The organism is Pseudochelatococcus lubricantis (assembly GCF_011762225.1).
GTDB classification, from domain to species: Bacteria; Pseudomonadota; Alphaproteobacteria; order Rhizobiales; family Beijerinckiaceae; genus Pseudochelatococcus; species Pseudochelatococcus lubricantis.
Genome location: NZ_JAASQI010000010.1, coordinates 1 through 24,247, shown reverse-complemented (window position 1 = coordinate 24,247; position 24,247 = coordinate 1). Strand labels below are relative to the sequence as shown.

20 protein-coding genes and 2 pseudogenes are annotated in these 24,247 nt (G+C 65.0%); 9 read left to right on the top strand and 13 right to left on the bottom strand.

What is annotated here, in order from left to right:
• Nucleotides 1–10 precede the first annotated feature (10 nt).
• Nucleotides 11–589, bottom strand: coding sequence for an SCO family protein (locus FHS82_RS17610; protein ID WP_166955327.1), 579 nt, complete (start codon nt 587–589; stop codon nt 11–13).
• Nucleotides 590–611: 22 nt separating this feature from the next.
• Nucleotides 612–1,406 (bottom strand): substrate-binding periplasmic protein, encoded by a 795-nt coding sequence (locus tag FHS82_RS17605; protein ID WP_166955325.1) that lies wholly within the window; start codon nt 1,404–1,406, stop codon nt 612–614.
• A gap of 202 nt (nt 1,407–1,608) precedes the next feature.
• Here FHS82_RS17605 and FHS82_RS17600 point away from each other — a divergent pair, with 202 nt between their 5' ends.
• From FHS82_RS17600 to FHS82_RS17585, 4 genes are all read left to right on the top strand, one after another.
• Complete coding sequence (locus FHS82_RS17600; RefSeq protein WP_166955323.1) at nt 1,609–2,673, top strand: ABC transporter substrate-binding protein; 1,065 nt, start codon at nt 1,609–1,611, stop codon at nt 2,671–2,673.
• 65 nt (nt 2,674–2,738) lie between these two features.
• Nucleotides 2,739–3,596 carry an ABC transporter permease gene (locus FHS82_RS17595; protein ID WP_166955321.1) on the top strand — a complete coding sequence of 286 codons (858 nt, stop codon included), beginning with the start codon at nt 2,739–2,741 and terminating at the stop codon, nt 3,594–3,596.
• Between the two features lie 17 nt (nt 3,597–3,613).
• Nucleotides 3,614–4,384, top strand: coding sequence for an ABC transporter ATP-binding protein (locus tag FHS82_RS17590; RefSeq protein WP_166955319.1), 771 nt, complete (start codon nt 3,614–3,616; stop codon nt 4,382–4,384).
• On the top strand, nt 4,381–4,857 hold the full coding sequence (locus FHS82_RS17585; RefSeq protein WP_246225415.1) for a tetratricopeptide repeat protein: 477 nt from the start codon (nt 4,381–4,383) through the stop codon (nt 4,855–4,857). The genes FHS82_RS17590 and FHS82_RS17585 overlap by 4 nt, the downstream gene beginning before the upstream one ends.
• Nucleotides 4,858–5,050: 193 nt before the next feature.
• On the opposite strand, the gene FHS82_RS17580 is transcribed toward FHS82_RS17585, so the two are convergent.
• Nucleotides 5,051–5,554, bottom strand: a complete 504-nt coding sequence (locus tag FHS82_RS17580; protein WP_166955317.1) for a peptide deformylase — start codon at nt 5,552–5,554, stop codon at nt 5,051–5,053.
• 198 nt (nt 5,555–5,752) lie between these two features.
• Between FHS82_RS17580 and FHS82_RS17575 the strand changes: the two genes are divergently transcribed.
• Nucleotides 5,753–6,178: a VOC family protein gene (locus FHS82_RS17575; protein ID WP_166955315.1), complete on the top strand. Its 426-nt coding sequence runs from the start codon at nt 5,753–5,755 to the stop codon at nt 6,176–6,178.
• A 195-nt stretch (nt 6,179–6,373) separates the two neighbouring features.
• Nucleotides 6,374–6,529, top strand: a pseudogene (locus tag FHS82_RS21235) (hydrolase); the annotation flags it as partial.
• Nucleotides 6,530–6,655: 126 nt separating this feature from the next.
• On the opposite strand, the pseudogene FHS82_RS21230 reads toward FHS82_RS21235, so the two are convergent.
• Both FHS82_RS21230 and FHS82_RS21225 read right to left on the bottom strand, forming a co-directional pair.
• A pseudogene (locus FHS82_RS21230) lies at nt 6,656–6,877 on the bottom strand (LysR substrate-binding domain-containing protein); the annotation flags it as partial.
• Nucleotides 6,819–7,220 (bottom strand): LysR family transcriptional regulator, encoded by a 402-nt coding sequence (locus FHS82_RS21225; RefSeq protein WP_343042612.1) that lies wholly within the window; start codon nt 7,218–7,220, stop codon nt 6,819–6,821. The gene FHS82_RS21225 and the pseudogene FHS82_RS21230, both read right to left, overlap by 59 nt.
• A gap of 490 nt (nt 7,221–7,710) precedes the next feature.
• Here FHS82_RS21225 and FHS82_RS17560 point away from each other — a divergent pair, with 490 nt between their 5' ends.
• On the top strand, nt 7,711–8,103 hold the full coding sequence (locus tag FHS82_RS17560) for a pseudoazurin (protein WP_246225427.1): 393 nt from the start codon (nt 7,711–7,713) through the stop codon (nt 8,101–8,103).
• 119 nt (nt 8,104–8,222) lie between these two features.
• On the opposite strand, the gene FHS82_RS17555 is transcribed toward FHS82_RS17560, so the two are convergent.
• The 6 genes from FHS82_RS17555 to FHS82_RS17535 form a co-directional block, all read right to left on the bottom strand.
• On the bottom strand, nt 8,223–8,555 hold the full coding sequence (locus tag FHS82_RS17555; RefSeq protein WP_166955311.1) for an RcnB family protein: 333 nt from the start codon (nt 8,553–8,555) through the stop codon (nt 8,223–8,225).
• A 630-nt stretch (nt 8,556–9,185) separates the two neighbouring features.
• Nucleotides 9,186–10,586 carry an LLM class flavin-dependent oxidoreductase gene (locus FHS82_RS17550; protein WP_166955309.1) on the bottom strand — a complete coding sequence of 467 codons (1,401 nt, stop codon included), beginning with the start codon at nt 10,584–10,586 and terminating at the stop codon, nt 9,186–9,188.
• Nucleotides 10,579–12,291, bottom strand: a complete 1,713-nt coding sequence (locus tag FHS82_RS17545; protein WP_246225413.1) for a dipeptide ABC transporter ATP-binding protein — start codon at nt 12,289–12,291, stop codon at nt 10,579–10,581. Before FHS82_RS17545 ends, FHS82_RS17550 begins: the two co-directional genes overlap by 8 nt.
• Nucleotides 12,288–13,187, bottom strand: coding sequence for an ABC transporter permease (locus FHS82_RS21220; protein WP_246225412.1), 900 nt, complete (start codon nt 13,185–13,187; stop codon nt 12,288–12,290). The genes FHS82_RS17545 and FHS82_RS21220 overlap by 4 nt, the downstream gene beginning before the upstream one ends.
• The gene (locus FHS82_RS17540) at nt 13,184–14,167 is read right to left on the bottom strand and encodes an ABC transporter permease (protein WP_166955303.1); all 984 of its coding nucleotides are present in this window, start codon (nt 14,165–14,167) and stop codon (nt 13,184–13,186) included. The genes FHS82_RS21220 and FHS82_RS17540 overlap by 4 nt, the downstream gene beginning before the upstream one ends.
• Nucleotides 14,168–14,171: 4 nt before the next feature.
• Nucleotides 14,172–15,797 carry an ABC transporter substrate-binding protein gene (locus FHS82_RS17535; RefSeq protein ID WP_166955301.1) on the bottom strand — a complete coding sequence of 542 codons (1,626 nt, stop codon included), beginning with the start codon at nt 15,795–15,797 and terminating at the stop codon, nt 14,172–14,174.
• 221 nt (nt 15,798–16,018) lie between these two features.
• Here FHS82_RS17535 and FHS82_RS17530 point away from each other — a divergent pair, with 221 nt between their 5' ends.
• Nucleotides 16,019–17,071 carry an NADP(H)-dependent aldo-keto reductase gene (locus FHS82_RS17530; protein ID WP_166955291.1) on the top strand — a complete coding sequence of 351 codons (1,053 nt, stop codon included), beginning with the start codon at nt 16,019–16,021 and terminating at the stop codon, nt 17,069–17,071.
• Nucleotides 17,072–17,403: 332 nt separating this feature from the next.
• Nucleotides 17,404–21,771 carry a tetratricopeptide repeat protein gene (locus FHS82_RS21455; RefSeq protein ID WP_166955279.1) on the top strand — a complete coding sequence of 1,456 codons (4,368 nt, stop codon included), beginning with the start codon at nt 17,404–17,406 and terminating at the stop codon, nt 21,769–21,771.
• A 227-nt stretch (nt 21,772–21,998) separates the two neighbouring features.
• Here the strand turns inward: FHS82_RS21455 and FHS82_RS17520 are convergent, their stop codons facing one another.
• Together FHS82_RS17520 and FHS82_RS17515 are read right to left on the bottom strand one after the other, a co-directional pair.
• Nucleotides 21,999–23,342, bottom strand: a complete 1,344-nt coding sequence (locus FHS82_RS17520) for an HlyD family type I secretion periplasmic adaptor subunit (protein WP_166955269.1) — start codon at nt 23,340–23,342, stop codon at nt 21,999–22,001.
• A 58-nt stretch (nt 23,343–23,400) separates the two neighbouring features.
• On the bottom strand, nt 23,401–24,247 hold an 847-nt coding region (locus FHS82_RS17515), incomplete at its 5' end, for an ATP-binding cassette domain-containing protein (RefSeq protein ID WP_166955267.1).

The window sequence follows — 24,247 nt, the reverse complement described above, 5'->3', positions numbered from 1 at the left end:
CGGCGGGCTGTCAGCGCGCGCCGATGACAGCGCGAAACCTCGCAGTCTGCTGATCGAGAGGCGTGCGGTAGTCGACGGTGTCGAAGAAATGGCCGTTGCGATCCATCAGATAGACGACAGCCGTATGGTCGACATTATATTCGCCGTCGCCGAGTTCTACCTTGCGGTAGGTTGCCCGGAAGGCGCGCGCCACGGCGGCGGTCTCCTCGTCGGAGCCGCGCAGGGCGACGATGCGCGGGTCGAACGAACTCACGTAATCCCCGAGCACCTCAAGCGTATCGCGCGCCGGATCGACCGTGACGAACAGCGGCGTGATCCGGTCGCCGTCCGGCCCCAGCTCTTCCAGTATGCGGGACAGGTCGAAAAGGGCCGTCGGGCAGATGTCCGGGCAATGGGTGAAGCCGAAGAACACGGCATATGGCCGGCCGAGCAGATCCTTGTCCGAAATCCGCTTGCCGGTATGTGCCGTCAGCGAGAATGCTCCGCCTATGGGCTCCACGGCATAGGCCCTGAAGTTCACGGCTGCCGCCACGATCAGGCAGGCGAACGCGATGCGGACAAACGCAGGAATTGGGGATAGCTTCGGCATGGCATCGTTCCGGTACGGGCGATCAGTGGCAGTCGGGTGCGTCCTGATCGAGATAGACTTCGAGCGCGACATTGGTGGCCCACCGCTGCCGCCGCTCGGCCCATGAGGCGGAGTCGGTGATCTTGCCGAAGGCGTCGCGCAGCGCTGTGAGCCCGGCGTTCGATTTTTTCGGAAGCAGCAGCACAAGCTCGCTCGGCAGGACGGCGGGGAGGGTGGCGGAGAATTTCCGCCAGTTGTCGGCCTCGAACAGCCGGCTGAGCAGCGCCGCGTCGTGGATCGCGGCGTCGCAGGCGCCGGTGCGCACGTCGGCGAGCGTTTGGGCGGGGGCGCGTTCGACCTTCAGTCTCGCGCCGATCGCGTGCAGGTATTGCTGGCCGGCGGCGTTTGCCTGCGTGACGCAGACGGTCTTGCCAGCGAGATCGGGCCACGCACGCACCTGCGTATCCGACCGCATGGCGACGCTGAGCCCGGACTCATAGGCGGTGGGGAGGACATCCACCCGCTCGCGAATCGCATCGCCGGCATCTACCCGTGCGAGAATGGCGTCGACATCGCCGCCGTTCAGCGCCTTTTCCCTTTCCGCATCCGGAAGGGCGACGAGCCTCACCGGGCGGCCCGTGAGCCGGCCGAGCTGCCTGGCGAGGGAGGCCTCGAAGCCTTCCTCGGTGTAGAGCCGCGCCGCGGTCGATGCGTCGGCGGCTGGAATGTAGGAGACGCCGACGCGCAGCGCTCCGTCCGCCGCGACGGAGGGTGGCGCCGCCGACGCCTGAAGCGCGGCGCAGGAAACAATGGAAGAAAGCAGCAGGCAAAGGCGCATCGTCAGAACACAGGTAATGCCGACCGTCAGCGTGCGTGGCCGGCGCGGTAAATCCGTCCGGGAGCGGCTGTCGGTCGGGATGTTTCCCGGAAGGCGGTCCGTGCGGAATGGCAGTCGCCATCCGCACAATATGAATATTGACATGCCATGCAGATAAAGTCTATCAAATTAGTAGATCAAAAACCTGGAACGGAGATCTGCCATGTCCCACGCCTTCTTTCGCTGGGCGTCCGCCGCCCTTCTCGCAGCCGCTGTTGCCGCGCCCGTTGTCGCCGAGGCGAAGGAGCCTCTGCCCTTCATCAATCTCCAGCTCCGCCCCTGGACGGTGGTTGCGCAGGAGAGGGGCATCCTGAAGGAAGAGTTCGACAAGGTCGGCATTCCGCAGGTGAATCTCATCGCCTCCGGCACCGCCGAGCTTGTCGGTGCGGAATCGGCCGCGCTGAACAAGGGCGCGATCGCCATCGCCCAGCGCATGGTCTATCCGGCGACCGTGCATCGCGCCAACGGTCTCGACGCCGTGATCGTGTGGCTCTCCGAGCCGTCGGACAAGTACCGCACCCCCATCCTCGCGCGCGCCAGCAATAACGAGGTGAACGAACTCAAGGATCTGGAAGGCAAGAAATTCGCTTCTTCCCGCATATCCTGCTACTTCACGTCTCCCTTCGAGGCGCTCAACAAGGCGGGCGTGCCGCTCGACAGCCGGCTGAAGCAGGGCAAGGTGCGTTACCAGTCGATCGACAACACGGCGGCAACCAACGCGGCGCTGCTGTCCGGCGCCATCGACGCCACCGCAGCGCATCTGGCAACCAACAACGCCGCGGCGCTCTGGCTGTCGGGCGAAGTGAAGGTGGTCGGCCGCTCCCCGGACGACGGCGTCTATGTGAACGGCGCCGGCCGCGTGTCCTACTTCGCGATGCGCGAGTTCGTGGACGAGTATCCCGAGGCGGTGAAGGCCTTCCTCACGGCGCATGAACGCGCCAAGAAGTGGATTTCCGAGAACATCGACGAGGCATCGCAGATCATCGCCGAAGGCACGCGCGTGCCGGTCGAGATCGCGAAGTTCCAGATCACCGATCCCTCGACCTACGAGTTCATGAAGGGCGAGACGAACGCGACCAGCGCCCGTGAGAACATCAAGAGGTTTCAGGCGTGGTACGTTGAGAATGGCGACGACATCCTGACCGAGAGGCAACTGACGGCGGCCCAGATCGACGACTTCGTCGACGCCCGCTTCTTCGCCGGCGGGGAATACTCCGTCTACAACTGATCCCCGCGCACGCTGGTCAGGCGGTGGCGTGCGGCGTCGCGCGCCACCCGACCGAGGAATCCGGTATGACATCAACACTCGATCTCGAAAGGAGAGGCGCGGCCGGCAGCGCGTCACAGCGCGCATTGCGGCCCGGCGCGTCCTTCCTTTCCGGCCTGTCGTGGCGGCGGAGTTTCAACGGCATCGGCCTGATCCTGCCGCTCGGCCTCCTGGCGCTCTGGCAGACCGCGACGTCGCTCCAGTGGATCCAGCCCGTCTTCCTGCCTTCGCCGCTGGCGACGGCGGGGGCGTTCTGGAAGATGCTGACGAAGCAGAACCTGCATCTGGACTTCCTCAGCTCCATCTCCATCGTGGCGCAGGCCTTTGTCTACGGCTCGCTCGCGGCGGTGGGGCTCGGCATCGCGGCCGGGTTGTCCCGCAAGGTGGAGCAGTTCTTCGGCCCCACCTTCGACACCATCCGCCATATCCCCGGTATCGCCTGGCTGCCGCTGATCGTGTTGTGGCTCGGTATCGGCGCCCCCGCGAAAATCCTCGTCATCGCGAAGTCGGTTTTCTTCCCCGTGTTTCTCAACACGCTGTCGGGCATCCGCAATGTCGAGAAACGCTATGTGGAACTGGGCGAGGTGCTGACGCTCACCCGCTGGCAGCTCGTGCGGCGCGTGCTCGTGCCTTCCGCCGTGCCGTCGATCATGGTGTCGCTGCGCTACTCGGCCGGGCTCGCCTGGGCGCTCGTGGTGGTGGCGGAAGGCCTTTCGGGGCTTGAGGGCATCGGCTTCCTGATCTTCCGCGCGCAGGGCCTGCTGCTTACCGACCAGCTTGTCGTCTGCATGGTGATCATCGGCTTCGTGGGCTTCGCCATCGACCGCACCATGTATGCGCTGCAGCGGCGCGTCCTGCGCTGGAAGCAGGGTTTCGACGGCTGATTTTTCGGAGAACGACAATGACCCAACGCGGCAGTCTCGACATCCGGAAGGTGTCGAAAAACTATGAGGTGGACGGCCGGCCACTGAAGGTGCTCTCCGATATCAACCTGCACGTGGGCCCGGGCGAGTTCATCTCGATCGTCGGTCCCTCCGGTTGCGGAAAGTCCACAATCCTGCGGCTGATCCTGGGCCTCGATACAGGATACGAAGGCGACATCCTTCTCGACGGCACGCGCATCGCCGGCACCAGCCTCGACCGCGGCATCGTTTTTCAGGACCACCGGCTGCTGCCCTGGCTGACGCTGGAGCAGAACGTGTCGCTGGCGCTGGAGAACGCGCCGCTCCCGGCGGCCGAGAAGCGGCGCACGGTGGCGCAGCATATCGCTCTCGTCGGGCTGCAGGGGTTCGAGACCGTCTTTCCCCATCAGCTTTCGGGCGGCATGGCGCAGCGGGGTGCCATCGCCCGCGGGCTGGCCGTGCGCCCGCGCATCCTGCTTCTCGACGAGCCGCTCGGCGCGCTGGACGCGCTGACCCGGCTCAGGCTGCAGGAGGAACTGCTGCGGATATGGAAGGCGGAAGGCGTCACGATGATCCTGGTGACGCACGACGTAGACGAGGCGCTCTACCTCTCCGACCGTGTCGTGGTGATGAATTCCGGTCCCGGTCGCATCGTGGGCGAGGTGGCGGTCGACCTGCCCACGCCGCGCGTTCGCACGAGCCCCGCTTTCGCGAGCCTGAAGCAGCGCGTGCTGTCGCTGATGGGCGAATACGAGCTGGAGGTGGCATGAAGCGCCTTGCGGTTCTTCTCGTCCTGCTGGCAGCGCCTGCGCTAACGGCCGTGCCCGCGCTTCTGGCCGTGCCGGCGGCAGCCGTGGATACGCCGCCGTCCTCGGACCTGCCCGATCTCTCCGCCATCCGCGCCCAGATCTATTCGGGCGAGTATGAGGCGGCGGTGAAAGGCCTTACGGAGCTTTCCGCCACCGTCAGGCACGCGGACATCTACAACCTGCTGGGGTTCGCGACCCGCAAGCTCGGCCGGTATGAGGAGTCGGCGCGCTGGTACAAGGAGGCGCTGTACTACGATCCGACACACCGGCCCGCCATCGAGTATCAGGGCGAGCTTTTCATCGCGACCGGCGATCTCGAAGGGGCGCGGGGCAACCTGCAGATTCTCGATCTGCTTTGCCCCTCCGGCTGTCCGGAGCGGGAAACCCTCGCGGCCGCCATCGCCGGCGCGGAAAAAAGTCCGCAGCCCCGGTGACGGCAGACACGCCCTTGCCTGCGAAAAGCCTTTAGAATCTGTCCTGTTTACGTTGAAACAGGACAGATTATCGATTCCTTATTTTGAGCGAATTCTGATCGGAACCCGCTCCAGGCGCCGCGCCGGCCATCGGCAACCCGACGACGCGGAGGGCGCTGCAGCGACCTTCTCGGGACGAACGGGGCGAGGGCTATCACGGCGCGCCGTCGTGCCGCGATTTCTCGTGGCGCCTGATGATCCGGTCGCGCTTCAAGCGCGAAATCCGCTGAAGCCAGAAGATGCCGTCGAGCTGGTCGATCTCGTGCTGGTGGCAGACGGCGAGCAGGCCGTCGCTTTCCTCGTTCTGCTCGTTGCCATCGAGATCACGGTAGTGCACCCGCACGCGCGCATGGCGCTCGACCTCTTCCGAAACACCGGGCATGGAGACGCTGCCCTCCCGCTGGCGGACCATGTCGGAGGAGGCGTGGACGATCTCCGGGTTGACGTAGATGCGGACGCCGTCGTCCGGCAGTTCGAGCACGACAAGCCGCCTGCCGATGCCGATATGCGCGGCGGTGATGCCGATACCCGGCGCGGCGCGCATGGTGTCGAGCAGATCAGCGGCGAGCATGCGCAGGTCCGCGTCGAAAGCGGTCACCGGCTCGGCGACGGCACGCAGACGCGGGTCGGGAAACTTCACGATCGGCCGAATTGCCATAGACTTCTCCGCGCCCTCTCCAGTCGGGCGATGGCGTCAGGTATCACGGCTTTTCCCGCCGGTGAAGCGCCGGAAAGCGGACACTTCCCCTGCCATTGATACCTTCCGATGAACAATGCCGGGATTCCGGGCTATAGTTCTCCCGATCCGGGCAGCGGGCCATTCTCTCGCGGCGGCGGCAAAACGAGGGAGACGACCGTGGAATCCCCGAAGGCCATTCTCGAAACGACAATCTACGCCGGGGACATCGACGCCGCCGAGGCATTCTACCGCGATGTTCTGGGCCTCGACGTGGTGGCGAAGCTCGACGGCAAGTTCGTTTTCCTGCGTTGCGGCCAGCAGATGCTCCTGGTTTTCAACCCTGTTGAATCGGCGCGGGCAGGCGACGGTAACCCGATCCCGCGGCACGGCGCCTGCGGGTCCGGACATGTCTGCTTCCGCGCCGCGGATGTGGCCGAGGTGAACCGTTGGCGCGACCGCTTCCGCAGTTTCGGGATCGCGATCGAGCACGAGCACGTGTGGGAAAAGACGGGCGGACATTCCGTCTATATTCGCGATCCGGCGGGTAATTCGGTGGAGGTGGCCGAAGGCCGGATCTGGGGTTTCGACCAGGCCGCGGGATGATCGGAGGTCCGGTGCCGCCGTCTGTATGTCGCTTAACGGCAGCGATAAACGGTTTTTCTATTTTATTGAATTGTGATCGAGGTATTATACAAATATTTACGCGAAAAATCCTGCTGTAAAACAATAATCATGGTAGCGGCCTGACCCATCGGGAGCCCGCCGTATCCCTTATTCAGCAGGAGATCGATTATGAGCATCACTGCAACCACGACCCCTGGCAAGACGCTTCTTTCCCCGGCGGATCACGCGCTCGTCCTCATCGACTACCAGTCCCAGATGGCGTTCGCGACCAAGTCCATCGCGCCGGAGCTGCTTCGCAACAACGCGGGCCTCATTGCCCGCGCCGCCGCCGAGCGCCGCGAAGCGGTCCAGCCGCCAGGTGCGCAGGCTGAGAACCGCGAAATCTTCGCCCTCGGTGAAGTGCGAACGGTCGGTCAGCACGAGCTGGACATGGTTGCATGCCTCGCCCGGCGCGATGCGCTCCAGGCGTCCCAGCGGATGATGGGGAGCGGCCACAGGCACCATCGCCACCGATCCCAGCGCGATGCATTCCACGCCTTCGACGCCGGCCGCGAGCGTGCCTGAAATGCCGATGGATGCCTTCTGCTCCAGCACGGCGGCCGTGACCGCGCCCAGCGCCTCAACGTGCAGGCGCATCGCCACGGTCGGAAACATTGCCGCGAACTCTCGCAGGACCATGGCCAGCCGGTCGGCCGGCAGCATTACGTCGACCGCGATGTCCACCTCCCCCCTCCAGCCCGTCGAGCAGCCCCTTCACCTTGGCGCGCAAGCCGTCGATTCCCTGCGCGAGCGCCCGCGCCTCGGCCAGCACCACGCGCCCGGCCGCCGTCAGCTTGGGCTTGCGCGTGCCCATCCGCTCGAACAGGTCGAGGCCGAGCTGCGCCTCAAGGCTGTCGGCGCCATAGCTCACGACCGAGACGGCGCGGTTGAGCTTGCGGGCGGCGCCGGCGAAGCTTCCCGCGTCGACCACTGCCAGAAAGATGCGAAGCTGTTCGAAGGTCGGGGTTCCGGGATTGGCCACTTTGAACTGCCTCCAGAGCGTCAAATCGGGCAATGGCCGCCGCTTGTCGGTTCAATCCGCTGCCCTCGTGAATGAAGCCGTGTGCCGTGGTATACGCAAAAAAGTGGAAAGGTCCATTCTCGGTGTGGCTCAGTCTGCTTCCTCCATGGGCTTCCCTTATTCGTGTCGCCGTCACGCCTGGAGCATCGAGCCGGGAACGCTATTCTCGGGTCCGATCTGCGACATGAACCGGGAGACGCAGCTGCATCGTGCGATTGCGTGTCGCATTTCCAGAAGGGGCGAATCCGGCTTCCCTCACGCCACGGCGCGTCAAGCCGGCGCATCGAAGCAGGTCGGGCAACCGGACGACAGGTGAAACGCTTCGGAAGTGACGCGAGGAAGGGCAGGGCGTCGGCTTTCCGATGTCGAGGCTGCTGCCTGGGGAGAAAGACAAATGGTCAAAGTGATTGGTAAAGCCGTGTGTACCGTAGCGGCGCTGACGCTGCTTTCCATGCCGGCGATGGCCGAGGATTTCAGGATCGAGATGCTCAACAAGGGCAAGGACGGACTGATGGTCTTCGAGCCGTCGTTCCTCAAGGTCGCGCCCGGCGACAAGGTGACTTTCGTGCCGACCGACAAGACCCATAGCGCGGAAACGGTGAAGGGCCTCATCCCCGACGGTGCTGAGCCGTTCAAGGGCAAGGTCAACGAAGAAATCTCGTCGAGCTTCACGGTGCCCGGCGCGTACCTGATCAAGTGCCTTCCGCATATGCCGATGGGCATGGTGGCGCTGGTGGTGGTTGGCGACGGCGTGCCGGCCAACCTTGATGCCCTCAAGGAGGCCAAGCTGCCGAAGAAGGCGCGCGAACGGCTCGATGCGGCGATTGCCGGAGCCGGACTGTAACGCTCATCGGGCAACCGCTGTCGCCCGTCCGGGATACCGGGCGGGCGTGGCGTATTCTACCGGCCCGGGCGGCTTCGGGCGCTGAGGCCGCCGCCCGTCCCGTGCCGGGTTGCGCGGCCTTACGGATCGACGCGGTCGGCGACTTCTCCGTTGGCGCGGTCGATCAGGTAGAAGCTGCGGCCGACCTGCACCCACTGCTGGGTGCGCTTGGGTGGCGTCAGCCCCTGATGATAGGGGTTTTTCACCGGCTTGGCGCGGTAGGCCTCCGGCAATACCTCCCCGCGGGCGAAAGTCCGTGGCGTCGACGCGCGCGGCGTCGCGGGAGTTCGCTGCTGCTGGGCCAGTATCTGCGCCCCGGCGCCCTCCGACCGGGAGGGCGCGCCCGCCGGCGCCGCGAAAGTGGCGGCGGGTATCAGGCAGAGAGATAACATAAGCGTCGTCTTGTGCAGCATCGCTTGCTCCGCTTTCAATGAAAACAGGGGCCGGCCGAATACATCCGGCCGCTGTGAAAGAAACCGTCCAAAGGGGATTATTGGGTCGGTGCATGGATAGCAAGGCAGGATATATGAAATTTTTGTAAGTTTCTAGTAATTACAAATTACATTCTGATACATCTGTGTAGTAACGATAAATTTTTTTAAATATTATATTTCCAATATAGTGCTCGAAGAAGCGTGCGCGCCATCCGCTCGCCCGCGTATACTTCCGCGCTGAGCAACGCCACCCCTCCGTGGGAATCACGCGGTCGCCGGTCCGCCTCGATGAGCCGACATGTCGCTCACAGGCGCGCCGAAGCGCCCCTGATACTGCGGGGCGCGGCTTCGAATTTCGTCCGAGTGACCCGTCATCTGCTTCCCGCTGCTCCGGAACCGTTCGGGGGCCATGGGGCATGTCTTCGGAATCTCTGCCGTCCCTGTCTGGAAGGTTGCTCGGAGACCGCGGATAGGGTCTGGACGCGCAAGGGGCGCTTTCAGGAAGGCCTGCGGCCACGACGGCGGGAGAGCGCGGCCGATGAAAAGTTGAGCGGCACCGTTTCAGGCGGTGCCGCTCCGGAAGCCGTTTCGATGTTGCCCGCTTATCCTTCACACGGTTTCGGCGAGGGCGGGAGCTGGCGCCGCGGCGGGGCGGGAAAATGCGCCGCGCCAGCGCGCGGCGGGATGGCGGTCCGGCAGCCGGTCGTGGCCGAAGAACCTGGCACGCAGCGTGCCCTTGCCATATTCCCGCTTGGCGAGGCCGCGCTTCTGCAGCACCGGCAGCAGGTATTCGTTGAACTCCCGGTACGATGGCGTCAGCGTCCAGTTGATGAGATTCACGCCGTCGATGCCAGCCTCCTGCCAGCGCTGGAGTTCGTCGGCGATCCGCTCCGGCGTGCCGACGAGGCGCGGATGACGCCGGGCCACCAGCGCACCGAGATCGCCCACAGTAGGCTCGCGGCCGGGGTTGCGCTGGCGCAGCCACTCGATCTGGCTGCGCCCTCCGTTGGTCCTCACCTCGGCGAGCGGCGTCTCCGGCGGATAAGGTTCGCCCGTGTCCTGCGAGACGCCCAGATTGGTATGGGCGAGAAAGCCGTCGACGCTGATGAAGCGTTCGAGATCTTCCTCCTTGCGCCGCGCCTCCTCATCGGTGGAGCCTATGACGAAAGAGAACCCCTGAAAGAACTTGATGTCCTCGCCCCGCCGCCCGGCCGCGCGGGCGAGGTCGCGCGTCTCGCGGATCAGGCCGGCGGCGGCTTCGGGCGAGGGCGGCGTAATGAACTGCGCCTCGGCGTGGCGGGCCGCGAAGGCGCGCCCGGCGGGCGACGAACCGGCCTGGAACAGGAAGGGCGTGCGCTGCGGGGAAGGGGCGGGAAGGTGCGGCCCCTCCACCCGGTAGCGCGGCCCGACGTGGTTGATCTTGTGGATGCGCGAGGCATCGGAGAACACGCCCCGGGCGCGGTCCTTCAGGAGCGCGCCGTCCTCCCACGAGCCTTCCCATAGTTTGTAGACGACTTCGAGATATTCTTCGGCCCAGGCATATCGCTCGTCATGCTCGGTGAGCCGCTCGTGGCCGAAGTTGCGGGCCGCGTTCTCCTGCGTGCTGGTGACGATGTTCCACGCCACGCGCCCACGTGCCACGTGGTCGAGCGTCGACACCCGCCGCGCGAATTCGAAGGGGTGCGCCTGCAGGACGGAGGAGGTGAAGGCAAGGCCCAGGTGCTCGGTGCTGACAGCAAGCGCCGAGATGAGCGCGGAGGGGTCATGGTTGGGTATCTGCAGCCCCTCGCGCGCGTTCACCTCGTAGCTGCCGCCGAGCGGGCCGTAGAGCCCGACCACGTCGGCGAAGAAGATCGCGTCGAACAGGCCTTCCTCCAGTGTCCGCGCCAGCTCGATCCAGGTGTCGATATCGTCGAAATCCGCCTGCTTCGCTTCCGGATGCCGCCAGAGGCCGTGCTGGATGTGAGAGACGGTGTTCATGACGAAGGCGTTGAAGTGAAGCTCAGCCATGCGAGGTTCCTTTGATGCGGGGCAGGCGGTCGTGCAGGACCGCCGAGACGAGTTCGCGTGTGTAGTCCTGCTGGGGGGCGTCGAAGATGGCATCGGCCGTTCCCTCCTCCACCACCTCGCCGTTGCGCATGACCAGCACGCGGTCGCTCAGATGCCGGATCACGCCGAGATCGTGGGAGATGAAGAGGTAGCTCACGCCAAGCGCGGCCTTGAGATCGCCGAGCAGGTCGAGGATCTGCGCCTGAATGGAGACGTCGAGCGCCGAGACCGGTTCGTCGCAGACGATGATGCGGGGGCGGGGAGCCATGGCGCGGGCGATGGCCACACGCTGCCGCTGGCCGCCGGAAAGTTCGAGCGGCCGCCGGCGCCGGTGCGCCTTGCCGAGCCCGACAAGTTCGAGCAGTTCGTCGATCTGAGCATCGCGCCCGAAGCCGGCGGCACCGCCGGCGAGCGCATCGCCGACGATGCGCTCCACCGTCCAGCGCGGGTCGAAGGAACTCAGAGGGTCCTGATAGACCACGGATATCTCGCGCCGCAATGGCCGCCGTCCGGCTTCGTCGAGCGCGCTCCAGTCGCGCCCCAGAAGGCGCACGGTGCCTTCGTCCGGCCTGTCGAGCGCCAACGCCAGCCGCGCCGTGGTGGACTTGCCGGAGCCGGACTCGCCGACGATGCCCAACGTCTCGCCCTGTGCCAGCGAAAAATTCACGCCCCGCACCACCGTGCGCCACTGGCCGTCCGGCCCGCGGAAGCGTTTCACGAGGTCGCGCCCTTCCAGCACGGGGCCGGGCGTGTCGCCGCCCCGCCGGCGCCAGTGCGCGGCATCCGCCGTGAGGCGGGGGGCGGAGGCCGGGGCTAGCCGCGTGCCGCGCGTATGCGCCGCCGGGATCGCGTCGAGCAGCCGGCGCGTGTATTCGTGCCGGGGGGCGGAGAACAGGGTCGCCACCGGCGCCTGTTCCACCACCTCGCCGTGGCGCATGACGATCACCTCGTCGGCCATGCGCGAGACGACGGAGAGATCGTGGCTGATGAGGATCAGCGCCTTTCCCCGGTTCTTGGTCGCTTCCAGCAGGTCGAGGATCTGCGCCTGCACGGTGACGTCGAGCGCCGTCGTCGGCTCGTCCGCGATCAGCAGCGCGGGATCGAGCGCCAGCGCGGAGGCGATCAGGGCGCGCTGGCGCTGACCGCCGGAAAGCTCGTGCGGCAGCTGCCGAGCCTTCACCTCTGGCTCCGGCACGCCGACGAGGCGCAGCAGCTCGACGACTCGGGTTTCCTGTTCCTCGCGGCTGCGAATCACACGGTGGATGCGCAGGCCCTCGCCGACTTCGTCGCCCACCGGGCGGAGCTGGTCGAGCGAGACGAGCGCGTCCTGAAGGACGAAGCCGATGTCGCGTCCGCGCAGCCGCTGCCAGTCGCGCTCGCCATAGCGGGTGAGGTCACGGCCGGAGAAGGCGAGCCTCTCCGCCTGCACCGTGGCGTTGCGGCCCGTCAGGCCCACGAGGCTGCGGGCGGTGACGCTCTTGCCCGAACCCGACTCGCCCACGATGGCGAGGCAGCGGCCGGGCTCCAGCGCGAAGGAGATGCCCTTGACGACGGCGCCGGCCGCCGCCGGATCCCGCCCGAAGCCAACGCGCAGCCGCTCCACGGTCAGCAGCGGGGTGGCAGTGGCGGTTGCTGCCCGATGCAGCAGAGGATCACGCGCGGTCATGGGTTGACCCGCCCTTCCAGCCGGTCCTGAAGATGCTGGCCTATTACCGTGACCGACAGGGCGAAAAGGATAATGGCGAAGCCCGGCATCACCTCCAGCCACCAGGCAACGGTGACGTAATTGCGCCCGGCATCGAGCAGCGCGCCCCATTCCGGCGAGGGCGGCGCCACGCCGAGGCCGAGAAAGGCGAGGCTCGATGCCCAGACGATGGTCTGGCCGACGCCCATGGTAATCATCACGATCAGCGGACGCATGGCATTGGGGAAAATATGCTGGCGCACGATCCGCCCGTAAGGATGGCCAAGAGCGCGTGCCGCCTCGACGTAGCCCGAGTTGCGCACGACGAGAAACTGCCCCCGGATCAGCCGCGCATAGCCCGGCGCGCAGCCCAGGCCCACGGAAACGATGAGCGTCGTGGTCGTCGCGCCGAACACGGCGACAAAAAGCAGCGCCAGAAACAGGTTCGGGAAGGCGAGCAGGACATCGAGAAAACGGCTCAGCGCCGCATCCGTCCGCCGTCCCGCAAGGCCCGCCGTGACGCCGACGAGCAGCGCGATGCCGATGCTCAGCCCTATGGCGCCGAGGCCGATCGCGAGCGACTGCCCCGTGCCCTGGACGACGCGCGAATAGAGATCTCGCCCCGACTGGTCCGTGCCGAAGAAATGGTCGAGGGACGGCGACTGCAGCGTGGCGTAGAGATCGGTGCGGAAGGGGTCGTGCGTCTGCAGCAGTGAAGGCGCCACCGCCGCGACAAGGAAGAACGCCACGACCACGCCCGCCGCATAAACGGTGGCCGGCACCGTCCGCAGCGCGTCCGCGGAGGGCAGGAACCGGAGGAGCTGGTCCCCGACGAGTGTCTGCGGATAGACGGAAAGTTGATCGGCGGGCTTGGTCATGATTGTTTCAGCCTCGGGTCGATGATGGGATAGAGCAGGTCGACGATCAGGTTGGCGATGACATAGGCCGCCGCGGAGGCGATGATGATGCCCGTCACCAGTGGGATGTCCCGCGTCGCGGTGCCGGTCACCAGCAGGCCGCCGATGCCGGGCCGCGCGAAAACCGTCTCGATGACCGCCGCGCCGGAGAAGAGAGAGCCGAGCGCCCAGCCGGACAGCGTGATGCCCGGCAGCACGGCATGGCGCAGCACATGGCGCAGGCGCACGGCGAGGTTGCCCATGCCCCTCATCCGGGCTGAAGTGACGAAGGGCTGCTCCAGCACCCGTCCGAACTCCGCGCGGATGATCTGGCCGATGAAGCCCGAGAGCGGGATGGCGAGCGCCAGCGACGGCAGGATGAGTCCCTGCAGGCCGCCGCCGCCTTCGACCGGAACCCAGCGCAGATGGATGGAGAAGACGACGAGCAGGATGGTACCGATCCAGTAGGGCGGCGCGACGGCCTTGATGACCTGAAAGCCGCCGAAGGCGCGTGCGACCGGGCCGTCGCGCCCGCCGGAGAAGACCGTCACGGCGATGGCGATCGCCCACGCCAACGCCAGCGCGCTCAACGTCAGCGCGAGAGTGGGCGCGATCTGCCCGGCGATGAGTTCCGCTACGGGCCGGTGCGACTGGTAGGATTCGCCGAGATCGCCCTGAAGCACGCCCCCGATGTAGTGCAGATATTGCTCCCAGAAGGGCCGGTCGAAGCCGTATTTCGCGTTCACCGCCGCGAGTTCCGCGGCGGTCGGCTGGGTGAAGGTGCCGGCGGCCGCGTTGATCATCAGTTCCGCGCGGTCGCCCGGCAGGAGGGACTGCACGCCAAAGGTGATGCTCGCCGTGGCCCAGATCACGAAGATCGCGCCGAGCAGGCGGTGCAGGACGACCCTGACCCTGCCGGCCCGCGTGGGTTCACCGGCCACAAGACCCGTCGATTCACTCATCGGCTCATTCCTCGAACCAGGCATCGTGGAACACCGGCTCGCTCACCGGGCTGGAAATCCAGACGTCGCGCAGCTTCGGCTGTGCCGCGATGGTGAAGGTCAGCGGAAACAGGCCGACCACGGCGGCGTTGTTCACGATGAGCCGCTGCGCATCCTGATAGAGCTTCAGCCGCTCTGCGTCATCGAAGGTACGGTCTGCGGTCTCGATCAGTTTCCACAGCTCCGGCGGCTGGAAGCGCGAGGCGTTGTTGGCGTTGATCACGCCACCCTCGTCCGGACGCCACGAAATCTTGAGGATTTCCGCCGAGGACGCCACCCAGTAGGCGGGCTGCGCCTCGTAGTCGTCGACAGTGCGGCCTTTGCCGGCGAACCAGTCGGCCTGTGGAATGGGCTTCAGCACCACCTCGAAGCCGACATCGCGCGCCTGATCCTGAAGGATCTGGAGCACGAGCGTAGCGTCGGCGGACAGCAGCGACCCGCCGGCGTAGAGCAGGCGCACCGTCAGCGGCTTGCCGTCCTTCTGGCGGACGCCGTTGCGGTCCCGCGCGCTCCAGCCGGCCTCGTCGAGCAGCCGGTTGGCGGCGGCGGGATCGTACGGATAGCTGTCGTGAAGCGCGCCGACGTGCTCGGGCGAACTCTGGCTGAGGGAGCCGTTGCCGTTGTACGGGATCGAGCCGTGGGTGGCCACTTCCACCGCCTTGCGCCGGTCGGAGACATGGGCGAAGGCCTGGCGCACGCGCACGTCGTCGAAGGGCGGGCGCGCAGTATTCAGTTGCAGCCTGGTGGGCGTGCCGCCGGTGATGTCCTGAATGATGGTGTAGTTCTTCTGCGCCTCCGCCCAGTAGACGGCGGGCACGTCATAGATCGCGTCCGACTCGCCACTCTGCAGCGAGCCATAGCGCAGCGTGTTGTCCTTGAGGAACTTCCAGACGATGCCGTCCACATGCGCCGGCCCCTGATGCTTCGCTGTCGCCGGGGCGGAATTGTAGTCGGGGTTGCGCTTCAGCACCACATACTGGCCACGCTTCCACTCGTCGACATAGAACGGCCCGGAGCCGATGGGCTTCTCGCAGATCGCCTCCTGCCCCTTTTCCAGGGCCGTTGGTGACAGGATGCCGAAGAAGTAGGTCGCCAGCACGGTAAGCAGCGGCTGATAGGGCTTCGACAGCTCGATCTTCAGCGTCAGCGGATCGGGCGCGCTGATCTGCCTGATGTATTCGGCGACATAAAGCTTGGCGTTGCGGTTCGCCTTCGCCGGGTCATCGGAGAGCCAGCGGTTGAAGTTGTAGAGGATCGCGTTCGCGTCGAGCACGGTGCCGTCGGTGAACTTCACGTCGGGCTTTATCCTGAACGTATAGGTCAGGTTGTCGTTCGAGACCGTCCAGCTCGTGGCGAGCCAGGGCACGATATTGCCGTCATTGTCGCGCGCGACGAGGTTGTCGGCATATTGCCGCTGGATATAGCCCGCCTGTACCCAGCCGGTGTAGAGGCAGGGCGGCTCCTGATAATGGCCGTATCGGATGATACCGCCCTGCCGGGGCTCGCCCGCCGCAGCCGCCGACGCGGCAAGGGCAAGCGCCATGGCGGCAGGAATGGATCGCACCGCGAGACGGCGGACGGGTCTGGTCATTGAAAACTCCGTTTGTGTAGCGGCAGCGCCACACCATTTTTATAGTTTGTCGATAGACAAAGTCTGATGAAAGAAATCCATATGGGAAGGAAGAAAATTTTGCCGATCGGGCAAGGATTTCTTCCTGTCTGCGGGGGTGGTTGGCGGATTGTGGCTTTTATGTCTACTCAGTATATAGACTGCTGGCGCATTCGCGCTTGCAGAGATCAGAAAGAGCCCAAATGACCGAATACCGACAGCTCGGCCGGACCGACATCCGCGTTTCCTCCATCGCGCTCGGCACGATGACGTGGGGCCAGCAGAACACCGAGGCCGAGGGGCATGCGCAGCTCGACTTCGCCCTCGACCGCGGCATCAATTTCATCGACACGGCTGAAAACTATTCCATCCCGCCACGGGCGGAGACGCAGGGATCGACCGAGCGCATCATCGGCACGTGGCTCAGGGCGCGCGGCAACCGCGACCGGGTGGTTCTCGCCACCAAGGTTTCCGGCCCGAGCGACCGCACCTATCTGCGCAAGGACGGCAGCCTGCCCCGGCTCGACGCCAGAAACATCAACGAAGCCATCGACAATTCGCTGAAGCGGCTGCAGACCGATTATGTCGATCTCTATCAGCTTCACTGGCCGAACCGCCCGTTACCGCTTTTCGGCGGCGGTAACCATGCGCCCTCGCGTGGCGGGGACGGCGCGGAGGTGCCGGTGGAGGAAACGCTCGATGCGCTGGCTGAACTCGTGCGGGCCGGCAAGGTGCGCCACATCGGCCTCTCGAACGAGACGGCCTGGGGCGTCTCCCGTTTCCTGCACATTTCGGAGATAAAAGAGCAGCCCCGCGTCGTCAGCGTGCAGAACGCCTATAACCTGCTGAACCGGACCTATGAGAACGGGCTGGCCGAATTCCACGAGCGCGAGCAGGTGGGCCTGCTGGCCTATTCGCCGCTGGCGCAGGGCTTCCTGACCGGCAAATATCGGAATGGCGCCCGCCCGGCCGGCGCGCGCGTGACCCTCTTCGATCGCGGGCAGCGCTACCAGAAGCCCGGCACGGCGGAGGCGATAGACAGCTATCTCGCCATCGCGAGTGACTTTGGCCTCGATCCCGCCCAGCTCGCCATTGCATGGGTGACGAGTCGCCCCTTCGTGACCGCGAACATCATCGGCGCGACGAGCCTCGAACAGCTTGAGGCCGACCTCGCATCGCGCTCGCTCGTTATCACGCCGGAAATAGAGGCGCGGATCGACGCAGTGCACCAGCTCCACGGCAACCCCGCGCCCTGACGGGCGCGCACGCCGTTAACCGCGCCCGTCCGTGGGAGGTGCTGGAAACGTCAAGCGGATCGCCGTTGAAATGCGTGCGGTATCCGGTTGCCTTCTGCTTTCTTCACGGACGGGCACCGCGATCCGAGGGCATCGGGAGCCGAAGTGGTGGATGGAAGCTCTCTCGTCCTTGCCGGAATAGATTCGCTATCCCCATCGAATTGTGCGATGACCTCGGAGCCTGGAATCTCCCAAGCCAGTCCTGCCGGTGCGCGGAGGCCGGCATACGCGGATTTACGTGATCTCCATATCATGTTATACTTCTAATAGTTATCACTATTCCGGAGTTTGTCGTGTCCGCCAGTAGTCCTATTGCGGCTCTTCGTGTTGCCAACGAAGGGTTTCTGGTTGCCAGTACTATCGAGCGCTGCCCCAAGACGATGATGCTGCGCGAGCTGGTGATGAATGCACTGGAAGCGGCGGGTACCGCGCCCGCAGGCCAGCAGTTGGTGGATATCAGGCCCAGGATGATCGATGGCGTCCGCAAGCTCTCCATCTGGAATACCGGGCTCGGCATGACGGCGACAGAACTGCATCGCATCTGCGATCTGGCGTCGTCCCTGCACAAGGTGAATGCGCTGGACCGGAACTTCGGCATGGGCGCGAAAGTCGCGTCGCTGCCCTCCAACAAATACGGCCTCCGTTATCGCTCGTGCCGGAATGGCGTGGTGAGCGAGGTGACAATGGGGCAACGGCACGGAATCTATGGGCGGATTCCTTACCGCGAGGCTGCATCGGCCGTCGGGTCCGAGGTCGATGACGTAACCGCCCTCTGCCGTTTCGAAGGTGACTACAACCTGTCGTCTGACTGGACGGAGGTTGTTCTGTTCGGCAACCGGCAGGAGCAGGACACGTGGCTCAATCCCTATGACAACGATCCGTCGGTGCCGCCGGACTGGAGCCTCCACTATCTCGCCCGGCGCTTCTTCCGCACGCCTGCGGGTGTGTCGCTGACGGTGAGCGGCGGTGCACCGGGGCTGCCCGATCGCGTATTTGTTCCCGCTGAAGCGCGCTTCGGCCGCATGCACCGGATCGAGAGCGTACCGACCGTCGGCGGCATTGTTATCCACTACGGTTACGAGCCGGTGGTCGCGCCGGATGCGGATGGCATCCGGATAGCGGGGCAGGTCAGTCTCGTCTATCGCGGCGAGATTTATGCCATCCGCCAGCAACAGGAATGGCTTCAGGAGGCGCCGCTTTTCGGCATACCGTTCGGCGCCGGACATTTCACGGTTTTCATCGAGCTGCCGGACGACTTCGAGGTGCAGCCCGATCTCTATCGCCAGTTTCTGCGGTTCAGGAAAGGCGATCAGCGGCAGGTCCATGCCGGTGATTTCGCACCGCTGGTGCGCGACGGCATTCCCGCCTGGCTGCGCCAGATCATCGCCTCCTATGGCCCTGCGCAGGTCGATTTCCTCGGCGATCTGAAAGGTGAACTGCAGGAGCTGCTCGCCGAACTCGGCATCGCCCCCCAGTATCGGGGAACCGGCAAGGTGCGCGGCATGCCCGAAGAGGCGAAAGAGCCTCAGCCCCCGGTGTCGCCGCCCGGAACTCCGCCGTCTTCCCCGCCGCGACCGCCGGCCCAGCAGACCTTCGAGAAGCCACCGGAAATCATCGCCCTGTCGGACGAGGCACAGATCGATGAGCGAGGGCTTCAGGGCAGGGTTGCGAAATACTATCCGGCGACCCATCAGTTATTCGTCAACCTGACCTATTCGGCCGTTGCACGGATGGCTGCCCAGCTGGAACATGCCTTCGAGGCAGCCCCTGGCGGAGAAGCCAGGGGAAGGATAGCGCGTGACCTTGCCGAACGGGCGATTACCCGCAAGGTGTCTCGCGCCGTCATCTACAGCCTCGGCAAGAAGGCGGTGGGCTGGTTGCCGGACGAGATATCGCGCGTGCAGTCACCCGAAAGCCTCAGCATCGTCGCGGACGACTACGCGCCGCTGCTGCCTGCCGCGCATCAGCGCATGGCGGCCATGCTGGGCATCGACGCGCCGTCCGGGGCGGTTTCCGCCCCGACCCGTGTTTCGTTGGCGCAGCGACTGATCGGTGAACTGGCGGACGCGCGGCAGGCGGCTCGCCGCGCCTTGCAGACGCCGACCGTCAACCCCGTCCCGATCCTGCGTCGCGTCAGCAATATCGAGGCGCAGCGGCGCAACTGGGCGGCGGCGGTAGACTGGGCGCAGCAGGCCCTCGATGCCGGCCCGGCGGACGGAGACTCGTACCTCCATCTCGCGCGCATGCAACAGCAGAAGGGAGATCTCGATCTCTCGGAGGCAACTGTCCGGAAAGCGCTCGATCTCGGGCTTCCCGGGCCCAGCCGCTATCTGCGCCACGTAAGCGCGCTGGCGCAACAACGGGGAGAGCCCGCACAGGCGGCGGAATGCGCCCGCCAGGCGCGGGACATTGAACCGGCGGACGCCGGCGCCCATCATCACCTGATCGGCCTTCTGCTGCAGCAGAACGATCTCGATGCAGCCGAGGAAGCGGTCGAGACGGCGCTGGCACAACATGAAAAAAGGCCGGGACCGTTTATCCGCCACCAGAGCAATGTGGCGGGGAAGCGACGCGAACTGGCGCGGGCCGTGGAACTGGCGCGACGTGCGCTTGAAGCGGATGCAGCTGACGTAGAGTCGCATCACCACCTGATCGGGCTGTTGCTGCAACAGAACGATTTCGCTGGCGCCGAGGAAGCGATTGCAGCCGGACTGGCCTTGCATGGGGACAAGCCCGCCCGGTTTATCCGGCACCGGAGTAATCTTGCCGTCAGGCGAGGCGATCCTGCACGGGCTGTGGAATTTGCCAGACATGCCGTCGAGGCCGATCCACTTGACGCGGGCATGCATCATCACCTGATCGGCCTTCTGCTGCAGCAGAACGATCTCGATGCAGCCGAGGAAGCGGTCGAGACGGCGCTGGCACAACATGAAAAAAGGCCGGGACCGTTTATCCGCCACCAGAGCAATGTGGCGGGGAAGCGACGCGAACTGGCGCGGGCCGTGGAACTGGCGCGACGTGCGCTTGAAGCGGATGCAGCTGACGTAGAGTCGCATCACCACCTGATCGGGCTGTTGCTGCAACAGAATGAATTCGACGCTGCCGGGGAAGCGATTGCGGCCGGACTGGTCTTGCACGGGTACAAGCCTTCCCGGTTTATCCGGCATCAGAGCAATCTAGCCGCCAGACGGCGCGATCCGGTGCTGGCTGTGGAACTGGCCCGGCGCGCCGTGGATGTCGATCCTTCGGATGCAGGCTCGCATCACCACCTGATCGGCCTTCTGCTACAGCAGAACGATCTCGATGCAGCCGAGGAAGCGGTCGAGACGGCGCTGAGGCAGCACGGTAATCGACCGGCAGCGTTCATCCGCCATCTGAGCAATATCGCCACCAGGCGGCGCGATCCGGTGCGGGCAGTGGGACTGGCACGGCGTGCGCTTGAAGCGGATGCATCTGACGTAGAGTCGCGTCACCACCTGATCGGGCTGTTGCTGCAACAGAACGATTTCGCCGGCGCCGAGGAAGCGATTGCAGCCGGACTGGCCTTGCACGGCGACAAGCCCGCCCGGTTTATCCGGCACCGGAGTAATCTTGCCGTCAGGCGAGGCGATCCGGCGCTGGCCGTGGAGCTTGCCAGACATGCAGTCGAGGCCGATCCATTCGACGCGGGTATGCATCACCACCTGATTGGCCTTCTGCTGCAGCAGAACGATCTCGATGCAGCCGAGGAAGCGGTCGAGACGGCGCTGAGGCAGCACGGTAATCGACCGGCAGCGTTCATCCGCCATCTGAGCAATATCGCCACCAGGCGGCGCGATCCGGTGCGGGCGGCGGAACTGGCGCGGCATGCGCTTGAAGCGGATGCATCTGACGCAGAGTCGCATCACCACCTGATCGGGCTGTTGCTGCAACAGAACGATTTCGCCGGCGCCGAGGAAGCGATTGCGGCCGGACTGGCCTTGCACGGGTACAAGCCTTCCCGGTTTATCCGGCATCAGAGCAATCTAGCCGCCAGACGGCGCGATCCGGCGCTGGCGGTGGAATTGGCCCAGCGCGCCGTGGGTGTCGATCCTTCGGATGCAGGCTCGCATCACCACCTGATCGGCCTTCTGCTGCAGCAGAACGAGCTTGACGTCGCGGAGCAGGCAATTGCGGCCGGATTGGCGCTGCACGGGCACCAGCGCGCGATGTTTCTTCGCCATCAGAGCAATCTCGCCGCCAAGCGTCGGGAGCCCGCGCGGGCGGTGGATCTGGCTCGACAATCGCTGGAGATCAATTCGGCCGACACGGGCTCGCACCATCATCTGATCGGTCTGCTGTTGCAACAGAATGATCTGGATGCAGCCGAGGAGGCAAGCCGGGCCGGGCTGACGGTGAATGGTGAGAGGCCCTGGTTGTTCTTGCGACAGCTCAGCAAGGTGGAAGCGCGCCGCAAGAATATGGGCGCGGCTGTGCTTCTGGCCAGGCAGTCACTGGAAGCAGACCCGTCCGACCCGTGGTCGCACGATTATCTTATCGGTCTCCTGCTGCAATCGGGCGATCTGGACGAGGCCGAACGTGCGGCGCATGTCGCGCTCCGGCTGGGCGCACAGAACGGGCCCGACTTCAACAGGCACGTCACCGGTATCGATGAGCAGCGTAATAAGCAGGCTGCTGCCTGACGCGGCAAGTCAAATAAAAGGCCTCCCGAAACCTGATCATGGCCGCTCGGGAGGCTTGCCGGTTTCCGGGGGGCGTTCCGGTCAAGTCGGGTCATTCGACCGGTAAGAATTCGTCTAAAATCAAAGAATTAAAGTACGACGATGCGGATCCGGCGCGCTCTTTCCGCCCCGGAACACTTCCCTACATGAAGCGTCTCGTGGAGGGGCGGTGGCGAAATTGACCCGGCTCAGTTTTCCCGCATGCCTTTACGCAGCCTGTCGGTCAGAGGGCGCAGAAGATATTGCAGGGGCGTCCTTTCGCCGGCCACGATCAGAACATCGGTCGGGAGGCCGGCTCTGAGCTTGTCCCGGATTTCCTCCGGCAACGTGCTGCGATCCGCGACGACGTCCGCGGCGAAATAGGGTTGATTGGTCGCCTCGTCCATCAGGCGGTCATACGAGATATTCTTGATGTATCCGAACATGACCGGCACGTAGGGCAGGTGGAACGACGGAAAACGGATTTCGGCACGCAGGCCGGCATGGACAACGTCCATGCTGTACGGCGAAACCTGGGCACGGATCACGAGTTCCTCGTTGAGTGGCACGATATCGAGCAGCGGATCGCCTTGCCTGATGACGGCGCCCGGTGTGAACACCTTGAGACCCTGCACGACGCCCGTCTGCGGGGCGCGCACATCAAGACGGTCGAGAATGTCCTGCGCGACCTTCTGCTTCTGCTCGGTCTCCGCAATCAGTTTGCGTGTCGCGGCAATCGACTCCGCGACCTGCTGATGAAACTGTTGCTTCAATTCGGCAATCTTCAGGTTCGCCTCGTTGATGGAATGCAGAAGGCGGGCATGCGTCGCCGCGGCGGCGGCCACCACGCCTTCAAGCTGCGCGCGTTGCCGCTCCAGCGAGGTGATGCGCGTCCATTGCACGAGCCCCTTCTTGTAGAGGTCGCGCAAGGACGGCAGCTCCTGATCCACCCAAGAAATCTGCTTGAGGCCGGATGCGCGCTCCTGGGCGGCACCTTCGAGTTGTTCCTGGGCCTGCTTGACCTGCGACTCGAGGACGTCCTTCTGGGCAGAGAGATAGGATTGTCGCTCCCGGAACAGCCTCTGCTGGTCCGCAATCGCCTTGGCAACGGCCGGATCGTTCTGGCGTTCCATGACATCCGACGGGAACTCAAGGGTCGAGCTGCCATCGCGCTCTGCGGTCAGGCGCGCTTCCTCGGCGAGCGCGGCCGCCCTCTGGTTCCGAACCACTTCCAGATTGGCTGCGGCCTGTGTTCCATCCAGCCGGAACAGCACGTCGCCTTCGTCTACATAGTCGCCGTCCCGGACACGGATTTCGCGGACGATCCCGCCTTCCAGATGCTGAACGGTCTTGCGGTTGCTTTCCACCGACACGACGCCCTGAGCGGAAACGGCGCTGTCCAGCGGAGCCAGCGTCGCCCAGGCCAGACTGCCGCCCAGCCCGAAAGCGATGACTGCCCAGCCGATCAGCAGCGGCGTGCGCCAATTGGTGGACGACGTCGTCCGTGGCAGGTCCGAGGCCGGTGCTTCGTCAGCCGCCAGGCCCGGCAGCACTGTTTCCTCGGCCGCCGGGGCAATGCGGGAGCGGTTCAGCGGGGACGGAAGCGCCATGTCATTTACTCCCTATTGCTGCGGGCGGTGGTGGCAGCTTTGCACCCGCGATATGGCTCATGACCTCGTCGCGGGAACCGAAATGACTGATACCGCCTCCGTTCACATAGATGATCTTGTCGACGGCGGCCAGTATCTGGGCTTTGTGCGTGACGATGACGACCGTTGTTCCCTGGGCTTTAAAACGCTTGATAGCCTGCAACAACATCTGTTCGCCCGCGGCGTCCAGATTTGAGTTCGGCTCGTCCAGCACGACCAGCGCGGGATTCCCGTAGGCGGCGCGGGCAAGAGCGATCCGTTGCCGCTGGCCGCCGGACAGCCCTCTGCCGTCAATGTCGATGGCGGTATTGTATCCACCGGACAGGCGCAGAATCAGGTCATGAGCACCAACGAACTTGGCGGCGGCGATCGTCGCTTCGTCGTCGCGTGAACCGAAGCGGGCGATGTTCTGGGCGATTGTGCCCGGGATCAACTCCACGTCCTGCGGGACGTAGCCCAGATACTTGCCGAGCTGGTCGACCTGCCAGTGCTTCAGCTCCGCGCCATCAAGCCTGATCTCGCCCATCGCCGGGGGCAGTATGCCCACCATGGCGCGGGCAAGCGTCGATTTTCCGGAGCCGCTCGGCCCCACCATGGCCACGGTGTCGCCCGGCTCGATGACCAGATTGACGTTGCGCAAGATGATCTGCTTTGTCTCGGGCAATTCAAGCATCACGCCGTGCATAGACAGCGCACCGTCCGGGATCGGCAGAATGACCTGCCCCCCGGTCGTCCCTCGTTCATAACGAGAGTCCTTGGGTTTGATAGTGGTCGGTTTCGGGTTGGGCAAGCGCGCCGGGCGCGGAGCC

Bases quoted from the DNA above. Each gene is read 5' to 3' on its own strand.
- FHS82_RS17555 (WP_166955311.1), bottom strand. From the start codon at position 8,555: ATGCTGCACAAGACGACGCTTATGTTATCTCTCTGCCTGATACCCGCC.
- FHS82_RS17600 (WP_166955323.1), top strand. From the start codon at position 1,609: ATGTCCCACGCCTTCTTTCGCTGGGCGTCCGCCGCCCTTCTCGCAGCC.
- FHS82_RS17540 (WP_166955303.1), bottom strand. From the start codon at position 14,167: ATGAGTGAATCGACGGGTCTTGTGGCCGGTGAACCCACGCGGGCCGGC.
- FHS82_RS17585 (WP_246225415.1), top strand. From the start codon at position 4,381: ATGAAGCGCCTTGCGGTTCTTCTCGTCCTGCTGGCAGCGCCTGCGCTA.
- FHS82_RS21220 (WP_246225412.1), bottom strand. From the start codon at position 13,187: ATGACCAAGCCCGCCGATCAACTTTCCGTCTATCCGCAGACACTCGTC.
- FHS82_RS17550 (WP_166955309.1), bottom strand. From the start codon at position 10,586: ATGGCTGAGCTTCACTTCAACGCCTTCGTCATGAACACCGTCTCTCAC.
- FHS82_RS17605 (WP_166955325.1), bottom strand. From the start codon at position 1,406: ATGCGCCTTTGCCTGCTGCTTTCTTCCATTGTTTCCTGCGCCGCGCTT.
- FHS82_RS17535 (WP_166955301.1), bottom strand. From the start codon at position 15,797: ATGACCAGACCCGTCCGCCGTCTCGCGGTGCGATCCATTCCTGCCGCC.
- FHS82_RS17545 (WP_246225413.1), bottom strand. From the start codon at position 12,291: ATGACCGCGCGTGATCCTCTGCTGCATCGGGCAGCAACCGCCACTGCC.
- FHS82_RS17610 (WP_166955327.1), bottom strand. From the start codon at position 589: ATGCCGAAGCTATCCCCAATTCCTGCGTTTGTCCGCATCGCGTTCGCC.
- FHS82_RS17530 (WP_166955291.1), top strand. From the start codon at position 16,019: ATGACCGAATACCGACAGCTCGGCCGGACCGACATCCGCGTTTCCTCC.
- FHS82_RS17580 (WP_166955317.1), bottom strand. From the start codon at position 5,554: ATGGCAATTCGGCCGATCGTGAAGTTTCCCGACCCGCGTCTGCGTGCC.
- FHS82_RS17560 (WP_246225427.1), top strand. From the start codon at position 7,711: ATGCCGGCGATGGCCGAGGATTTCAGGATCGAGATGCTCAACAAGGGC.
- FHS82_RS17595 (WP_166955321.1), top strand. From the start codon at position 2,739: ATGACATCAACACTCGATCTCGAAAGGAGAGGCGCGGCCGGCAGCGCG.
- FHS82_RS17590 (WP_166955319.1), top strand. From the start codon at position 3,614: ATGACCCAACGCGGCAGTCTCGACATCCGGAAGGTGTCGAAAAACTAT.